This window comes from Bradyrhizobium pachyrhizi (genome assembly GCF_001189245.1).
GTDB classification, from domain to species: domain Bacteria; phylum Pseudomonadota; class Alphaproteobacteria; order Rhizobiales; family Xanthobacteraceae; genus Bradyrhizobium; species Bradyrhizobium pachyrhizi.
Map to the genome: position 1 here is coordinate 85,838 of NZ_LFIQ01000120.1, position 15,831 is coordinate 101,668.

A 15,831-nucleotide genomic window follows, 5' to 3' on the forward strand; every position below is an offset into this window, starting at 1 on the left:
TCAGTCCCGTCGCAGGAACACGTAATCCGCCGAGTAGGCCGCGCCTTTCAGCGCGCCTGATTTGTCGCAGGCGCCGCTGAGCTCGCCGCCCGAGGTGTTGATCCGCTGCACGGTTGCGACGCCCGAGAGCAGGCCGTTGCCGCGGTGGGCGATCACCTCGAGCTTCAGCCAGGGAATATCGGCGGCGGTGGTGCCGGGTATGCTGCCGGCGGTGCGGGCGGTCACGGCGCTGCCGTCGACATGCTCCCAGTTCGGACCCGCATAATGCCGGCCGACCGTGCGGCCGTCGGCGATCAGGGTGGCGACCGGTTCGCGGAACGACCAGGCGAGCTTGCCGTCGCTGACCGGCTTGCACTCATAGACCTGCACGCCCTCCGCATGGACCGACAGAACCGGGGACTCGCCGGGCGCCGCGACGGCGTCGGGCAGGGGATCGGCAGCGAATGCTGCCGACCCGGTGAGCGAGAACGATGCGAGCACGACGGCTCTGACAAGGGCCATGGTCATGCTCGCACCTGTCTTCCAAAGACGGCGGCCTCAGGCCGCGATCGCCTTCACGAGGTTGTCGGACACCTTGTCGAGGAACCCGGTGGTCGAGAGCCAGCGCTGGTCGGCGCCGACCAGGAGCGCGAGGTCCTTGGTCATGTAGCCCTCCTCGACGGTCGCGACGCAGACCTTCTCCAGCGTGGTGGCGAACTTCGCCAGCGCCTCGTTGTTGTCGAGCTTGGCGCGATGGGCGAGGCCACGGGTCCAGGCGAAGATCGACGCGATCGAGTTGGTCGAGGTCTCCTTGCCCTTCTGGTGCTCGCGGTAGTGGCGGGTCACGGTGCCGTGGGCGGCCTCGGCTTCCACGGTCTTGCCGTCCGGGGTGAGCAGCACCGAGGTCATCAGGCCGAGCGAGCCGTAGCCCTGGGCCACGGTGTCGGACTGCACGTCGCCGTCATAGTTCTTGCAGGCCCAGACATAGCCGCCGGACCATTTCAGCGCCGAGGCCACCATGTCGTCGATCAGGCGGTGCTCGTAAGTCAGGCCCTTGGCGTCGAATTCCTTCTTGAACTCGCGGTCGAAAACGTCCTGGAAGATGTCCTTGAAGCGGCCGTCATAGACCTTCAGAATCGTGTTCTTGGTCGACAGATAGACCGGGTAGTTGCGCATCAGGCCGTAGTTGAACGAGGCGCGGGCGAAATCGGTGATGGAGTCGTCGAGATTGTACATCTCCATCGCGACGCCGGCGCCGGGCGCCTTGAACACTTCCTTCTCGATCACGGTGCCGTCCTCGCCGACGAACTTCAGCGACAGCGTGCCCTTGCCGGGGAACTTGATGTCGGTGGCGCGGTACTGGTCGCCATAGGCATGGCGGCCGATGATGATCGGCTTGGTCCAGCCGGGAACCAGGCGCGGCACGTTCTTGCAGATGATCGGCTCGCGGAAGATGCAGCCGCCGAGGATGTTGCGGATGGTGCCGTTCGGCGACTTCCACATCTGCTTCAGGCCGAACTCCTTCACCCGGGCCTCGTCGGGGGTGATGGTGGCGCATTTGACGCCGACACCGACCTTCTTGATGGCTTCGGCGGCGTCGATGGTCACCTGGTCGTTGGTCTCATCGCGGTATTCCATGCCCAGATCGAAATAGAGCAGTTCGACATCCAGGAACGGGTTGATCAGCTTGTCCTTAATGTACTGCCAGATGATCCGGGTCATCTCGTCGCCATCGAGCTCGACGACGGGGTTGGATACCTTGATTTTTGCCATGACGGGGAGGCCCTCTTGGGAACGGCGCGCTTTTGACGGCGGGGGTGGAAAATACGCCTGCGCTATAGCACCGCCCGGGGGCGGGCGGAAGCGGAGGGGGTATGCACTTTAAGCCCATCTTTTCAGCTAAAACGCCGCCTGCGTCGCCGTCCCGGCCACGATGTACCAGGTCACGAACAGGCCCGCGATCAGGGCCCCCGGCAGGCTCGATCCGGTCCGCCGCCAGGTGAAGGTCGCGATCACGGCGACGATCGCGAGCAGGGGCACGAACTGGATCGCGACGATGGTCGAGAGCGGCACGAAACCGGGGTCCGGGACCGGGTTGAACAGCTTCCCCGTCAGCCACAGCGTGCCGTATTGCAGCACCAGCAACACGATGAAACCGAACGTCAGTGCCAGGATGTTGGTCAGGTATAGCGCCCCGCGCGGCGCATCCATGGTCGAGAAATTCCGGTGCATCACGTGCAGCGCCACGACGAAAAACGCCGTGAACGGAATCAGATAGATCAGGAAGATGAGGAATTGCTTCGCGCTCATCAACTTGAGTGCGACGATCCAGAAGCGGAAGTCGATCTTGAAGGCGAGGTCGGCGAGCCACAGCGCGGCGTAGCCGACCGCGACCGAAGCCAGCGCGATCACGACGGATTGACCGACGAGGCCGGTCCGGCTGGCCCGCGTCGGGGCGAACCGCATCAGGGCGAGCGTGATCAGCCCGTTGATGATGGCCCAGACCAGGATCTGGTTGGTGATGCCCTGCGGCAGGAACGCGCTCGGGGTGACGAAGGTGCCGCCCAGTGCAAAGGCCGGGTAATAGGTCAGGGCCGGGATGAAGGCGGACAGGATGAACGCCGCGGTCCAGCGCCGGCCGCTCGCGGCCCGATGCGGCGGCATGGTGCCGTCGGCAACCGCGGGCAGCCGCAGGCGGGAGAACATCGGCGCCTCCAGCAGCCCGTCGAACGTCCCGATGACCAGGGCAATGAAACCGATCAGGGCGATGAGCGTGCCGATCTCCTTGCGGAACCAGATCTGGTCGTCGACCGGCCGCGCCGTGCCGCCCTTCAATGTCTTTGCGAACCAGTCGAGGCTGTAGCCGATCGCCTCATGCGAGATGTGCTCGGCCGGATGGGTCATCGCCGGGGTGTACAGCACCCGCGCGGTGCCGTTGGCCGGATCGCCATAGACCTTGCCCGGCTCGACCGCGCCTTGGGTGCCGAACAGCGCCCAGAGCTTTGGGCTCTTGGTGACGTCGCGCGCGAGCGGGACGCTCCACATCAGGTCGGGGAATTCCTCGTACTGCGCGAACACCAGCGCGGTGTTGCGCGGCCAGCTCGCGGTGCCCTCGGCGGCGAACGGCTTGCCGGTGGACGAGCCTTCCAGCACCATCGATTTGTAGTCGTTGGGCTGAGCTGCGGCAGCCGCCAGCACGGTCCAGCCGCCCATCGAGTGGCCCTCGAGCCCGATATTCTCTTTGTCGACGAACGGCAGGCTGCGGAGATAGGCAAGGCCGTCAGGTCCGCCAAAACCGTTGGCGAAGGAGGGCGGGTCGCTGTAGCCGTGGCCGGTCTGGTCGAGCGCGAGCACCACATAGCCGCGGCGGGCGAACTCGATGGCGAAGCCGTCCTGGGTCTCGCGCGAATTGATATAGCCGTGGACAGCGAGGATGCCGGGTGCCGGGATCTGCGGCGTGGCATTCGGCGGGATGTAGAGCAGGGCGCTCATGGTATTGCCCTTGGCGCCCTTGAAGCGCACATCCTCGATCCGGATGCCGCCGGCGGTCTGCGTGAAGTGGGCGAGCAGGCCCCCCGCCACGATCAAGATCAGGCCCACAATCGCCAGCGTCCATCTGCCCCGCATCCTCGTCCCCCCAAGTGCTTCGACTCACGTGCTTCGACTCACATGCTTCGACCCAAGCGTTTCGATCCAAGTGTTTCGCCGTTGAAACCGGCATCTCGAGCGTGCCTTTACAGCTTCGCTTTGGTTGTGGTTGATAGCCTATCCGAAGGCCAAGTGCGCGCAAGCGGCAGCCTTCGCTTCGTGCGATTGGGACTCCGATTGAGGATTCGCAAACGCCGCTAACCCTGTTATCTCCTTGGAGAAAATGGTCCCGCGCAAAACCGGTGCAAAGCTGGTCGGTGCGGTCTTGGGTCCCTGCATGAGATTTTGAATCAGCGTCCTCGGAAGCTGATTCAAAATCTTCAGACGTTGAATCAGAAAGTGAAGTGAGATGTCCGGTACCGACAAGACCAAGGCAGGGCACGACCTTGCCGGTCCCGTCGTCATCCTGGTCGAGCCGCAGCTTGGCGAGAACATCGGCATGGCCGCGCGCGCGATGGGCAACTTCGCGCTGTCGAGGATGCGCATCGTCAACCCGCGCGACGGCTGGCCGAATATTGCGGCCCAGCGGGCGGCCGCGGGCGCCGACCACATCATCGGTTCCGTCGAGCTGTTCGACACCGTCGAGCAGGCGATCGCCGATCTCACGCTGGTGTTTGCGACCACCGCCCGGGCCCACGACCAGGCCAAGCCGGTGGTCGGGCCGGAAGGCGCGGCGGGCGAGATCGTCGGCCATGTCGCGTCCGGCGGCGGCGCCGGCATCCTGTTCGGGCGCGAGCGCTCCGGCCTGACCAATGAGGAGGTCGCGCTCGCCAACCGCATCATCACCTTCCCGGTGAATCCAGGCTTCGCCTCGCTCAATCTGGCGCAGGCGGTGCTGTTGATGGGGTACGAGTGGTTCAAGCTCTCGACCGCGGGCACGCTGCCGTTCGCGATGCCCGAGCGGTCCGAGCCGGCCTCCCAGCACCAGATGCAGGCGTTCTTCGACAACCTCGTTGCCGAGCTCGACAAGGTCGAGTTCCTGCGGCCGGCGGAGAAGCGCGACACCATGCTGGTGAACCTGCGCAACATCTTCACGAGGATGGATCCGACCAAGCAGGACATGCACACGCTGCACGGCGTGGTGATGGCAATCGCCGAGGGCCGCAAGGGCCCCGCCAAGGGCGGCGTGCTCGACGGCGCCCAGGCGACGCGCTTGCGGGCGCTGCTCGCCGAGCAGGGGCAGGGCGGCGCGACCGCCGACAGCAGCAGCACCGTGCGCGGGCTCGCCCGACTGCTCCGCCGCAACCCGACCGACGCCGAACGGATCCTGTGGCAGGCGCTGACACGGGACCGCCGCTTCGCCGGCCAGTTCAAGCGTCAGACCCCGGTCGGCCGCCACATCCCCGACTTCGTCTCCTTCGTGCACCGGCTCGCGATCGAGCTGGTCAACCCGAACGAGAGCGAGGCGATCGGAGCCGACCGCGCCAACCGCAGAGCCTGGCTCGAGGCGCGCGACTATCGGGTGGTCGACATGCAGGTGGCCGATGTCGAGCGCGACCTCGACGCCGAGCTCGCGCGGCTGGAGGCGGGGCTGCGGCAGGAGCGGTAGCTTACGCTGCCGTTCCGTCCGCGTGGCAAGCGCGCATTTGGGCGCGTAGCTTCTTCCACGTGTCGTCCCTGCGAAAGCAGGGACCCATACGCCGCGGCTTGTGTTGTTGAAGGAACTCGTCGTTCCACCATCGCAAGATAATCAGCATTTGTGGTTATGGGTCCTGGCTTTCGCCAGGACGACACTGTGTTTGTTGCGCGGCCGGCGAGTCACACATACGCATTCTCGCGACTCGCTTCGCCCGAGCTTTGCATCTCGTTTCGCCGCTCTGATGACAGAAGGCGCACGGAAAGCCGGGTGCCGACCGCAGGCGCGGCGCGGATGGCGTGGTATCTGACATCACAATCCAGAAGGCAGCATCTCGCTAGGCTCGTGCCGACACGAGCCACAGGCCCACATGCAGATCGCGCCCATCCGCTCCGAGGCTTGCGGCGAGCGCGTTGCGTACCGCTTCCATGGCGCGATGCCGTTGATCGTCCGTGGCATTCTCGAGCAGCGCAGGCAGCGGGCCGGCCTGCGTGATGAAGGCCATGCTTTGCGCGATGTCGCCGCCGTGGATCGGCACGTCGGTGGCCTTGAGCGCAATCTCGTGAAACCCGGCCTCGGTCAGGATGCCGCGAACACGCTCCTCGCGCGCGAACGAAAACATCCCGGGCGCCGATGGATCGAGCGGCGGCTGTGGAGGCACATGCGGCCGGGCCGCCTCGATCGGCACGCGAAACCAAGGCGACTCCTGCATGGTGCGAAAACAGACGAACACCAGCCGCCCGCCCGCTTTCATGCCGCTACGGATGTTGGTGAAGGCCTTGACCGGGTCATCGAAGAACATCAGGCCAAAGCGCGAATACACCAGATCCGCCCAGCGCGGTTCGAAGCCGTAGATCGTTGCGTCGGCCAGCGCACAGGTCACGTTGGCAAGTCCCGCGTCGGCGACACGATGCTTGGCCAGATCCAGCATCGGGACCGAGATATCGACACCCACCACAGCACCCGACGGACCGACAACCTTGGCGAACGCCAGCAGTGTGTCACCGGTGCCGCATCCGATATCGATGACACGCTCGCCCGGCTTTGCCGCCGCAGCACCCAGGCTGACGCTGGTGACCGAGGTGAAGACATCGCTGATCACGGCTTGCTGCGAAACCCATGAGTGCCCCATGGTGCTGTTCCAGAACTCTGCTCCTCGGGGGTTTTGCGTGGGCGTCTGCATTTGATCAATCTCCTGGTGCTGAAAACGGAGTGTCGTCTGAAATAAACTGCACAAAATTCCGGATCGAACGCGAGGCTGAAATGTTCGTGCCGGGCATTAGCGAACCGCAGCCGACGCGCTTCCCATGTCGGCTCTAGGCCATCATTATGTCTTCGCACGATCCGCATCTGATCGATGCCGGATGGCGCTCAGGTGGTGGATTCATTGCCGCCGCCCTTCGGCTTGGAAATCGGAGGGATGCAGCTACCGAAGCGTGGATCGAGCGGATCGTAGCGCGACCTCATTCTCGCAAAAATATAGAGCGCCGCCAGTGCGAAGGCGCCGAGCAACAGCAGGCCCCATGCAGGTGGCGGACCTGCGATCAAGAGCACGGCTGCTCCAACGAGGACTAACGCGAAAACGCCCGAAGACAGTTTTGAAGCCATGACCGGCTCCGCAGTTAGCGCAGGGACGGGATACTATCCCTGAAATCGATCTATTTGTGAGAGGCCGGCTGCGACACGCCAGCGCAGATTTATCCACCTGCCCCGTGAACGGAGCGACGGCCTGTGCGCTCACCGTCGCGAACGTCGCTATTGCGAGTTAGAGGTTGAGTTCGCCCAGGCTCACTTGCTCACTGCCGCGTGGATGGCGCGGCAATGTCGTACCAAGGCATCGTGCGAGGCCACGAATTGCTTCAACGGCGTATTGATGTCGTAGAAGTAGATGTTGGCCACGAAGCCATAGATGCCGGCGTCGATGGTCGTCGGTCTGTCGCCGTGCACATAGCCTTGGCTCGGGATCAAGCTCGCCAGCGCGGCGAGATCGGCGAGCCCGCGGGCCATCGCGGCGTCGGGCTCGAAGCGGCCGATGCCCTGGTAGTAATAGCGCTGGGCGTTGAACTCCTTGGCCTTCATCAAGCCGTCGTCGGTGAGGCCCGGATGCTCGCGCTTGAGCGCATCGCGGAATTGGGGCCAATAGCGCGCATCCTGCCAGCGTGAATAGGACATCACCCAGTAGAGATCGTCGAGCGTCCGTGTGACGAGGAGGTTGGTTGTGCGCTGCGCCGGCGTCAGCGCGGCATCCAGCGTCACGTCATATCTTCCGTTGACATAGGTGAGGATGGTCTCGCTGTCGCCGACAGTGTCGTCTCCGTCGACGATATAGGGTAGTTGCTGGCGCGGCGCCTTCGATGCATCGAAGATGTGCTCGTGCCGGAACGGCACGCCGGCCAGCTTCAGGAAAGCGAATACCTTCAGACCATAGCCATTGTTATCGGCGACGCCGAACAACGGCGGATAGGAATAGAGCGTGAGCATGGCGGCCCGTCGCGTTCAAGGTCGCTACAGGCTACCTCAGAATCTTTCGGTTGGATATGCCAGGCAGGCCCGCGTGTTGCGTCGCAACGCCTGAAACGATTGCCTACAATCCGTAGTTGATGTCTTATTGTCGTCCTTGTCCCTGGTCGGGCGATTTTTTTTACGGATATTTTTCAGGGAGGAATTGCGATGCTGCGCACGTGTTTCTCATGCCTGTTCGTGACGGCCTTTTCGCTGTCTGCAATGGCCGCCGACGGTGATCCAAAGCAAAAGGCCGAAGCGATTGCTTCCGAATATGCGGCGAGTTTCAACAAGCAGGATGGTGCGGGAATTGCCGCGCTGTTCGCGGCCGGTGGCGTTCACGTCAACCCCGCGGGGCCGCGGTCCGACATTGCGGAATTTTATCAAGGCGCCTTCAAGGCCGGGTTCGACCATGAGGAAATAACGGTCGACCAGGCATGGCCATTGGGCTCGGACATGGCGCTCGCCATCGGCGGGTATCGTCTCTCGGGCAAGAACCAGAGCGGCGCGCCTATCGAGACAGGGGGCATCTGGACGGCAACTTACGTGACCGAGGGAGGCAAGCTCAAAATTCGCCTGCTGTCGGCGATGCCCAAGCCGCCGCCTCCGAAGTAGGAGGGGCATCCGGATGGACGATACCGCCGCGCGCTTCGGCGCGCGGTTTGTTGTCCTTCTCTCTCCTCAAACCGCAAGGCGATCCAGAGGAACCTTCATCCTGAGCCTAAGGCCGTTCTGCCGCCAGTCGTATTCGATCTTGCCCCCGAGTTGACCAGCAACACTACGCTGCGTGAGCACGCTGCCAAAGCCGGCGGCTTGCGGCGGGGCGACGATCACGGGACCGCCTGTCTCATCCCACTCAAAATTCAAGTCGCCGTCTTGCGTTTCCCATTTGATACGGATTGCCCCGCTCGGCTCCGAGAGTGCCCCGTATTTGGCTGCGTTCGTCGTAATTTCGTGCAGCGCAAGGGCGAAGCTTGTTACGGCCATCACGCCTACAGGCACATCGGGTCCGCTGACCACGATGCGGTCGCGAGAGCCATCATCATAGGGTTGCAAGACAGTTCGCACGACCTCGTCCACCGTCGTCCGTTCGCTATGCGCTTCCGTGCCCATAATCCCCGGACGTATGAGGTCCTTGGCCCGCATAAGGGCATCCAGCCGCCCGCGAAGCGACTGAGCCATTTCCTGCGGCGTTCGAGCTGATCGAGCGCTAAGGCTAATGATGCCGTGGAAGATCGCGAACAGGTTTTTCACCCGGTGGTTCGCCTCTCGCGCAAGCAACCGTTGATGCTCCTGCGCTTCCTTCTGAGTGGTGATGTCCACCACCACGCCGACGAAGTTGGTAAGCTCGCCGTTTTCGTCTCTCAGGCACTCGCCACGCGCCTCGACCCAGCGGATGGTCTCGTCCTGCTGCAGCAGCCGATATTCCTGGATGTACTTTTCCCCGCTGGCGACCGCAAGATTCACGGCCGCAATAGTCCGCTCCACGTCCTCCGGATGGATACCGGCAACATAGTCCAAAAAAGGTGCGCCTTCTTGGCCCTTGGCGGGATCGACTGAGAACATTTGCGCCAGATGCGCATCCGAATAGAACGTGTCCGTCGGCACATGCCAGTCGAACGTGCCTATCATTCCGGCGGCGCTTAGGGCTTGGGTGAGCCGTTTCTCCGTTCGGGCCAGTTTTCGCTGCGCCACAACCCGATCAGTTGTCTCGTTCACGATGCAGAGGACGCCGCCAATGTCGCCCGCCTCGTTCCGAACCGGGGAGTAGGAGATGTCGAAATAGACGTTCTCCGGATAGCCGTGCCGCTCGATGTAGAACGGACGATCCTTGGCGAAGACGGTCTCACCAGTGTCGAGGACACGCCTTAGCAGAGGTTCAAGATCGTCCCAGAGTTCCGCCCAGTTCTCTCGCGCGGGCCGCCCAAGTGCCCTCGGATGCTTCTCACCGATGGTTGGTGCGTAGGCGTCGTTGTACAGGGCCACGAAGTCCGCGCCCCAGAACAGCACGATTTGTGCGTTGGCAGGCAGCATAAGGCTGACCGCGCTCTTGAGATGTGCAGGCCATCCGTCAATGGGTCCCAAACTGGTCGTGGACCAATCGAGCGCGCGAATGAGCGCACTCAATTCGCTCCCGCTCGGCAGGAAGTCAGTTTTGCATTTGCCGCTGGGACTCGTCTCGCGAGTGGTGCTCATTGCATTGAATCAAACAGGACTTTGCGACCGGAGACAAGAGCCGCATTCCCCTGCCGGTCCTTTAGTCAACTGAGCCAGTTGAGCCAAATGAGCTAACAATGGCTATTCGGGTCAGATCCGGTCCTGGTCATATGAGCCGGCGATGACGCCCAAGCCGGCGACTTCCGCTTTGCCAGCGGAAGCCGACGTTGACGGTGCACGCCCCAGGCGGTCAGGCCTTCGAAATGCCGCCGTCGATCACCGGTCCCATCGGCTCGTAGCGCTCGCCGCTGAATCGCACCAGTTGCAACTGCTCGAGCGGATAATAGTCTGATGGCGAGGTGTTGATCCTGATGCCCGGCAGCAGCATGTCGGATTCGAAATCCTTCAGGTTGGCGGCCTGCTTGATGATGCTTTCGGACGAGACGTCGTCGCCACACTGCTTGAGCACCTGGACGAGGATCTGGCTGGTGAGATAGCCGGTGACGGCGTAGATGTCGTTCTTGGCCGCCGCCGGATCGTATTTGTCGAGGAAGGCGCGCCATTTCTGGATGGCGGGATCGCTGTCCCAGGCGGCGTCGACGGGATCCTTCAGATAGGCGCTCGAAATAATTCCCTTGGAGACGTCGAAGCCCGCGGCCTTCAGCGTCGAGCCGGCGGAGGAGGCGTTGTTGCCGATGTAATGCGCCGGCTGCCAGCCGAGCTCGGCGATCTTCTTGATGCCTTGGGCGGCGAATTTCGGCGTGGTCATGCTCATGAACACGTTGGCGCCGGCGGATTTGCAGCGGACCACCTGGCTGTCGATGGTCGGGTCGGCGGTCTCATAGGACAGCTCCGCAACGATTGCGGATGTCCTGGCTCCAAGTCCGTCCTTGAAACCCTTCAGCACGTCGCGGCCGAAATCGTCGTTCTGGTAGACGATGCCGATTTTGGGGTCGTTCTGTGTCGACAGCACATGCTGCGCGAAGGCGCGGCCCTCGATCTGGTAGCAGGGCTGGAACCCCATGGTGTAGGGGAAATTCTTGTAGTCGCCGAACTTGGTCGCGCCCGAAGCGATGAAGAGGTGCGGGACCTTCTTCTGGTTCATGTACTTCATGATTGCCGCGTTGGTCGGCGCGCCGAGCGGCGCAAACAGCACATCGATCTCGTCGCCTTCGACCAGCTTGCGCGCCTGCTCGACGGTCTTGGCCGGGCTGTAGGCATCGTCATAGGTGATGTACTTGATCATGCGGCCGTTGATGCCGCCTTGCTCGTTGATCATCTTGAAATAGCCGCCGGGGGTGCGGCCGATCGACGAATAGACCGCGGCCGGTCCCGAATAGGCGTCGATGTTGCCGATGACGATTTCGGTCTTGCCCTCCGTCTTGCCTCTGGCGATCGCGGGCCTGCCGAGCAGCAGCGTGGCTGACGTAGCGGCGGCGCCCTTGATGAGATGACGGCGCGATAGCCGGGGCGAACGGTTCCTTGTCATTGCAGTCCTCCGCTTCTTCTTGTTGGCCGTTTTGGCATTATTGGCCGTTTGGCAGCCTCTGACGGGCATGTCGGCGCGCAGCATTCCACAGCGGTGCTTTGGGACTTGTGTGCAGTCGCTACCATCCGAAATTTTCGTGCGGTGTCAGCCGCGGAAGCCGCGTTCCCCATCCTCGGTTACCGACATGCCACCGGGATTGCTATACTGCGGCGGATGTCGTGATGATAGAGCAGGGTGGACCGATGGCGAAAGCACTGGAAGGCAAGGTGGCGGCCGTGACCGGCGCAGCGTCGGGCATTGGACTGGCGAGCAGCGAGGCGATGCTGGCCGCGGGCGCGCGCGTCGTGATGGTCGACCGCGATGCCGCCGCGCTGCAAGCGCTCGCCCGCAAGCACCGCGATGCGGTGATCCCGCTGGTGATCGACCTGCTCGATCCCGGGGAGTGTGCAAGCTTGCTGCCCAAGGTGCTCGAGAAGACCGGCCAGCTCGACATCCTGCACGCCAATGCCGGCATCTATGTGGGCGGCGACCTCGTCGATGCGGATGCGATTGCGATCGACCGGATGCTGAACCTCAACGTCAACGTCGTGATGAAGAACGTACACGACGTGCTGCCGCACATGATCGCGCGCGGCACCGGCGACATCATCGTCACAAGCTCGCTCGCCGCGCATTTCCCGACACCGTGGGAGCCGGTCTATGCGTCGTCGAAATGGGCGGTCAACTGCTTCGTCCAGACGGTGCGGCGCCAGGTGTTCAAGCACGGCATCCGCGTCGGCTCGATCTCGCCGGGGCCCGTGATCAGCGCGCTGCTGGCGGACTGGCCGGCGGAGAAGCTTGCGGAGGCCAAGGCGGCCGGAAGCCTGCTGGAGGCCAACGAAATCGCGGAGGTCGTGATGTTCATGCTGACCCGGCCGCGCGGCATGACGATCCGCGACGTCGTGATGCTGCCGACGAATTTCGACCTGTAGGGCTTGGCTCCGACGTCGTTCGGAAGTGCGATTCTGGCACACTTCGTGCACGAACAGTCCGTTTGCAAACCTGATTTCGCGCAGAGCGCTGCGCGCTGAAGCCCAAGGAGGAAGCCTCATGAAACGCGAAGACCTCACCGAAAAACTGCTCGACATCAAGCGCGAGAAGGGCTGGAGCTGGAAATACATCTGCGAGAAGATCGGCGGCTATTCCGACGTGCTGATCACGGGCGCGATCCTCGGCCAGATGAAACTGACGAAGCCGCAGGCGGCGAATGCCGGCGAGCTGTTCGGGCTGTCGAAGGCCGAGATCGCGATGCTCAACGAGGTGCCGATGCGCGGCACCGGCACGCCGATGCCGCCGACCGATCCGCTGATCTACCGCTTCTACGAGATGGTGATGGTCAACGGCCCGGCCTGGAAGGCGCTGATCGAAGAAGAATTCGGCGACGGCATCATGTCGGCGATCGACTTCGACATGGCGCTGGAGCGCGTCGCCAATCCGAAGGGCGACCGCGTCAAGATCACCATGAGCGGCAAGTTCCTGCCGTACAAATATTACGGCGCCAGCGGCAACGTGCCTGAATACGGCTTCAAGGAAGAGTGAGGCGAGGGGGCGAATGGCGAGTAGCGAATGGATTCTTGCCCATTCGCTATTCGCACCTCACCATTCGCTACAGGATCGTGCCCGGGTTGTAGCGCGCCGCCTCAGGCTTGGCCTTGGCCAGAGCCTCGACCTGCTCGGCGAAGAAATCGACCTGGGCGCCGGCGTCGCCGGAGTTGGCGCGACCCTGGTCGAGCACGTGCTGCAACTCGGCTGCGCTCAAGCCAAGACGCTTGTCGGCGGCGAGGCGCTGCAGCAGATCGTTCTGCACGATCTTGCCGGTGCGCAGGTCGCCGATGGCCGCGACGGCATGCTCCTTGATCGCCTCGTGGGCGCCTTCACGGCCCGCGCCCCTCTTGACCGCCTCCATCATGACAGTGGTGGTCAGCAGGAAGGGCAGATAGCGGTTGAGCTCGGTCTCGACCACGGCTTCGAACACCTCCATCTGGTCAAGCACCGTGAGCAGGGTTTCGAGCAGGCCATCCATGGCGAGGAAGGCATCGGGCAGCATGACGCGGCGGACGACCGAGCAGGAGACGTCGCCTTCGTTCCACTGATCGCCGGCAAGGCCGGCGGCCATCGCTAGATAGCCCTTCAGGATCACATGCAGGCCGTTGATGCGCTCGCAGGAGCGGCTGTTCATCTTGTGCGGCATTGCCGAGGAGCCGACCTGGCCCTTGGCAAAACCTTCGCTGGCGAGTTCATGGCCTGCCATCAGGCGGATGGTCTTGGCAAAATTGCCGGGTCCGCTGGCGAGCTCGGTGAGCACGCTGACCGCACGGAAGTCGAGGCTGCGCGGATACACCTGGCCGACGGCGTCGAGCGCCTTCGGCAGGCCGAGGTGGACGAGGACGCGCTGCTCGAGCGCGCGCGCCTTGCCGGCATCGCCATTGAACAGCGTGATCTGGTCGAGACGGGTGCCCACCGCGCCCTTCAGGCCGCGCGCGGGATAGGTTTGCAGCACATTGACCAGGCTCTGATGCGCCAGCAGCATCTCCTCGCCGGACATGGCGATGCGCTTGCCGAGCGTGGTGACCTGCGCGGCCACGTTGTGGGTGCGCGCGGTGAACGGGACGTCGCGCAATTGCTTCGCGCGCGTGGCAAAGCGGATGAGCGCGGCGATGCTCTTGGTCTCGATGAGCTGCAGCGCGCGGTAGACCTGCAATTGCTCGACGTTCTCGGTGAGGTCGCGGCTGGTCATGCCCTTGTGCAGGTGCTCGTGACCGGCGAGCTCGCAGAACTCCTCGATCCGCGCCTTGACGTCGTGGCGGGTGACGCGCTCCCGCTTCATGATGGAGGCGAGGTTGATCTGGTCCTTGACGCGCTCGTAGCTTTCGATCACGCCATCCGGCACCGCGATGCCGAGATCGCGTTGGGCCTTCAGCACGGCGATCCAGTAGTCGCGTTCGAGGCGGACCTTGCCTTCGCCACTCCAGATGGCGCGCATGGCGGGCGAGGCGTAACGTTCGGCGAGGACGTTGGAAATGTGATCTTGGGACATCCCGCTCTCTTGGCATTGCCGGAGGCTGGCTGCAAGCCGCGACCTGTCATGAATCGTCAGGTCTGGTAACGCCCCGGCCGGGCTTGCGGTGCTGGCGCCAGCATACCAGATTCTAGAAGGCGCCGCCTCGGGCAATCCGGGGCGGCGCAGGCGTGCGCCGCGCTGGCCGGCGGTGCACCTCGCGGTGAAGGGGCGATCAGTTGAATGCCGCGCGGACCTCCTTCACCGGCGCCATGTCGCGGACGAAGCTGAACGCGCCGTTGTCCTTCATCTCGCGGGCACAGCGCAGGAACGCAGCCAGCGCGTGGCGCTGCATCGCGCCGCCGACGCTGATGCGCTTGACGCCGGCGGCGGCGAGCTGGTCGACGGTCAGGGTCGGATCGGCATAGCCCATCACGAGGTTGAAGGGCTTGTTGATCGATGACACCACGGTCTTGATGGTGGCGAGATCGTAGAGGCCCGGCGAATACAGCACGTCGGCGCCGGCGGCCTCGAACGCCTGCAGCCGCTTGATGGTGTCGTCGAGGTCCTTGCGGCCGTGCAGGAAGTTTTCCGCCCGCGCCGTCAGCGTGAACGGGAAGGGCAGCGCCCGTGCGGCTTCAACCGCCGCCTGGACCCGCTCGACCGCCAGCGAGAAGTCATAGATCGGGCGCTGCGGGTCGCCGGTCGAGTCCTCGATCGAGCCGCCGACCGCGCCGGCCTCGGCGGCGAAGCGGATCGCCTCGGCCGCGAGCTTCGGCATGTCGGCGCCGCATTTTTCCAGATCGGCATTGACGGGCAGGTCGGTGGCCTCGGCGATCACCCGGCAATTCTCGATGATCTCGTCGAGGCTGACGGTCGAACGGCCGAGCGTGTCGGCGAGCCCGAGGCTGGTGGTCGCCAGCGCCTCGAAACCCATCGATGCGAGCAGCTTCGCCGTCCCGGCGTCCCACGGATTTGGAATGATGAAGGCGCCGGGCCGCTGATGCAGCTCGCGAAACCGTGCTGCCTTGTCCGCCTGGGTGCGCATGTGAACTCCTGCTGTTGTCAAAAGCGACTGAAAGCAGCGATAGGGCGGTTTCGCCCATCAGACAAATTTGTTATTTCTCTCAATATCATCAGCTTTTTGCATGAGGAGAGCGATGGACAGCGACGCGCTCAACACGTTCCTGGTGGTGCATCGGCGCGGCGGGATCTCGCATGCCGCCAAGGCGCTGCATCGCTCGCAGCCGGCGATTTCGCGGCGCATCGCGCTGCTTGAGCAGGAGCTCGGCGTGCCCCTGTTCGAGCGGATCGCGGGCAAGACGCGACTGAGTGATGCCGGGCGGGTGATGGTGCCCTATGCCGAACGGGCGGTGGCGGCGGCGCAGGATGCCGAGAACGCGGTGCGCGCGCTGCTGCGCGACAATTCCGGCCCGGTGGCGC

15 protein-coding genes are annotated in these 15,831 nt (G+C 63.7%); 5 read left to right on the plus strand and 10 right to left on the minus strand.

The window, feature by feature from the left end:
* The 3 genes from AKL29_RS37630 to AKL29_RS37640 all read right to left on the minus strand — a co-directional run bounded on the left by AKL29_RS37630 (window position 1) and on the right by AKL29_RS37640 (window position 3,606).
* Window positions 1–501 carry a DUF3455 domain-containing protein gene (locus AKL29_RS37630; RefSeq protein ID WP_050387710.1) on the minus strand — a complete coding sequence of 167 codons (501 nt, stop codon included), beginning with the start codon at window positions 499–501 and terminating at the stop codon, window positions 1–3.
* Between the two features lie 36 nt (window positions 502–537).
* Window positions 538–1,752: an NADP-dependent isocitrate dehydrogenase gene (locus AKL29_RS37635; protein ID WP_016848511.1), complete on the minus strand. Its 1,215-nt coding sequence runs from the start codon at window positions 1,750–1,752 to the stop codon at window positions 538–540.
* Between the two features lie 126 nt (window positions 1,753–1,878).
* On the minus strand, window positions 1,879–3,606 hold the full coding sequence (locus AKL29_RS37640) for an alpha/beta hydrolase family protein (protein WP_050387658.1): 1,728 nt from the start codon (window positions 3,604–3,606) through the stop codon (window positions 1,879–1,881).
* A 370-nt stretch (window positions 3,607–3,976) separates the two neighbouring features.
* Here AKL29_RS37640 and AKL29_RS37645 point away from each other — a divergent pair, with 370 nt between their 5' ends.
* Complete coding sequence (locus AKL29_RS37645; protein ID WP_050387659.1) at window positions 3,977–5,176, plus strand: TrmJ/YjtD family RNA methyltransferase; 1,200 nt, start codon at window positions 3,977–3,979, stop codon at window positions 5,174–5,176.
* Between the two features lie 364 nt (window positions 5,177–5,540).
* On the opposite strand, the gene AKL29_RS37650 is transcribed toward AKL29_RS37645, so the two are convergent.
* The 3 genes from AKL29_RS37650 to AKL29_RS37655 form a co-directional block, all read right to left on the minus strand.
* A complete protein-coding gene (locus AKL29_RS37650; RefSeq protein ID WP_063779997.1) occupies window positions 5,541–6,386 on the minus strand; it encodes a class I SAM-dependent methyltransferase in 846 nt (281 codons plus the stop codon).
* Between the two features lie 188 nt (window positions 6,387–6,574).
* Window positions 6,575–6,811 (minus strand): hypothetical protein, encoded by a 237-nt coding sequence (locus AKL29_RS42510; protein ID WP_152977935.1) that lies wholly within the window; start codon window positions 6,809–6,811, stop codon window positions 6,575–6,577.
* 180 nt (window positions 6,812–6,991) lie between these two features.
* Window positions 6,992–7,684 (minus strand): glutathione S-transferase family protein, encoded by a 693-nt coding sequence (locus AKL29_RS37655; protein ID WP_050387661.1) that lies wholly within the window; start codon window positions 7,682–7,684, stop codon window positions 6,992–6,994.
* Between the two features lie 189 nt (window positions 7,685–7,873).
* On the opposite strand from AKL29_RS37655, the gene AKL29_RS37660 reads away from it, so the two are divergent.
* Entirely contained in the window at window positions 7,874–8,320 is a 447-nt protein-coding gene (locus AKL29_RS37660; protein WP_050387662.1) for a YybH family protein, read from the plus strand.
* 66 nt (window positions 8,321–8,386) lie between these two features.
* Here AKL29_RS37660 and AKL29_RS37665 read toward each other — a convergent pair whose 3' ends face one another.
* Both AKL29_RS37665 and AKL29_RS37670 read right to left on the minus strand, forming a co-directional pair.
* Window positions 8,387–9,901 carry a sensor histidine kinase gene (locus tag AKL29_RS37665; protein WP_050387663.1) on the minus strand — a complete coding sequence of 505 codons (1,515 nt, stop codon included), beginning with the start codon at window positions 9,899–9,901 and terminating at the stop codon, window positions 8,387–8,389.
* A gap of 211 nt (window positions 9,902–10,112) precedes the next feature.
* Window positions 10,113–11,351: an ABC transporter substrate-binding protein gene (locus AKL29_RS37670; protein ID WP_028337761.1), complete on the minus strand. Its 1,239-nt coding sequence runs from the start codon at window positions 11,349–11,351 to the stop codon at window positions 10,113–10,115.
* A 242-nt stretch (window positions 11,352–11,593) separates the two neighbouring features.
* On the opposite strand from AKL29_RS37670, the gene AKL29_RS37675 reads away from it, so the two are divergent.
* A complete protein-coding gene (locus tag AKL29_RS37675) occupies window positions 11,594–12,322 on the plus strand; it encodes an SDR family oxidoreductase (protein ID WP_050387664.1) in 729 nt (242 codons plus the stop codon).
* Window positions 12,323–12,440: 118 nt separating this feature from the next.
* A complete protein-coding gene (cynS, locus tag AKL29_RS37680; RefSeq protein ID WP_050387665.1) occupies window positions 12,441–12,929 on the plus strand; it encodes a cyanase in 489 nt (162 codons plus the stop codon).
* Window positions 12,930–12,996: 67 nt separating this feature from the next.
* Here cynS and purB read toward each other — a convergent pair whose 3' ends face one another.
* On the minus strand, window positions 12,997–14,427 hold the full coding sequence (gene purB, locus AKL29_RS37685; RefSeq protein ID WP_082190813.1) for an adenylosuccinate lyase: 1,431 nt from the start codon (window positions 14,425–14,427) through the stop codon (window positions 12,997–12,999).
* 196 nt (window positions 14,428–14,623) lie between these two features.
* On the minus strand, window positions 14,624–15,436 hold the full coding sequence (locus tag AKL29_RS37690; protein WP_050387667.1) for an isocitrate lyase/PEP mutase family protein: 813 nt from the start codon (window positions 15,434–15,436) through the stop codon (window positions 14,624–14,626).
* Window positions 15,437–15,548: 112 nt separating this feature from the next.
* Between AKL29_RS37690 and AKL29_RS46120 the strand changes: the two genes are divergently transcribed.
* Window positions 15,549–15,831 (plus strand): LysR family transcriptional regulator (locus AKL29_RS46120; protein WP_244482642.1); only part of this gene is annotated, 283 nt, incomplete at its 3' end.

Excerpts from the sequence above, each read along its gene's own strand:
- AKL29_RS37630 (WP_050387710.1), bottom strand. The coding sequence starts at position 501 with ATGGCCCTTGTCAGAGCCGTCGTGCTCGCATCGTTCTCGCTCACCGGG.
- AKL29_RS37635 (WP_016848511.1), bottom strand. The coding sequence starts at position 1,752 with ATGGCAAAAATCAAGGTATCCAACCCCGTCGTCGAGCTCGATGGCGAC.
- AKL29_RS37640 (WP_050387658.1), bottom strand. The coding sequence starts at position 3,606 with ATGCGGGGCAGATGGACGCTGGCGATTGTGGGCCTGATCTTGATCGTG.
- AKL29_RS37645 (WP_050387659.1), top strand. The coding sequence starts at position 3,977 with ATGTCCGGTACCGACAAGACCAAGGCAGGGCACGACCTTGCCGGTCCC.
- AKL29_RS37650 (WP_063779997.1), bottom strand. The coding sequence starts at position 6,386 with ATGCAGACGCCCACGCAAAACCCCCGAGGAGCAGAGTTCTGGAACAGC.
- AKL29_RS42510 (WP_152977935.1), bottom strand. The coding sequence starts at position 6,811 with ATGGCTTCAAAACTGTCTTCGGGCGTTTTCGCGTTAGTCCTCGTTGGA.
- AKL29_RS37655 (WP_050387661.1), bottom strand. The coding sequence starts at position 7,684 with ATGCTCACGCTCTATTCCTATCCGCCGTTGTTCGGCGTCGCCGATAAC.
- AKL29_RS37660 (WP_050387662.1), top strand. The coding sequence starts at position 7,874 with ATGCTGCGCACGTGTTTCTCATGCCTGTTCGTGACGGCCTTTTCGCTG.
- AKL29_RS37665 (WP_050387663.1), bottom strand. The coding sequence starts at position 9,901 with ATGAGCACCACTCGCGAGACGAGTCCCAGCGGCAAATGCAAAACTGAC.
- AKL29_RS37670 (WP_028337761.1), bottom strand. The coding sequence starts at position 11,351 with ATGACAAGGAACCGTTCGCCCCGGCTATCGCGCCGTCATCTCATCAAG.
- AKL29_RS37675 (WP_050387664.1), top strand. The coding sequence starts at position 11,594 with ATGGCGAAAGCACTGGAAGGCAAGGTGGCGGCCGTGACCGGCGCAGCG.
- cynS (WP_050387665.1), top strand. The coding sequence starts at position 12,441 with ATGAAACGCGAAGACCTCACCGAAAAACTGCTCGACATCAAGCGCGAG.
- purB (WP_082190813.1), bottom strand. The coding sequence starts at position 14,427 with ATGTCCCAAGATCACATTTCCAACGTCCTCGCCGAACGTTACGCCTCG.
- AKL29_RS37690 (WP_050387667.1), bottom strand. The coding sequence starts at position 15,436 with ATGCGCACCCAGGCGGACAAGGCAGCACGGTTTCGCGAGCTGCATCAG.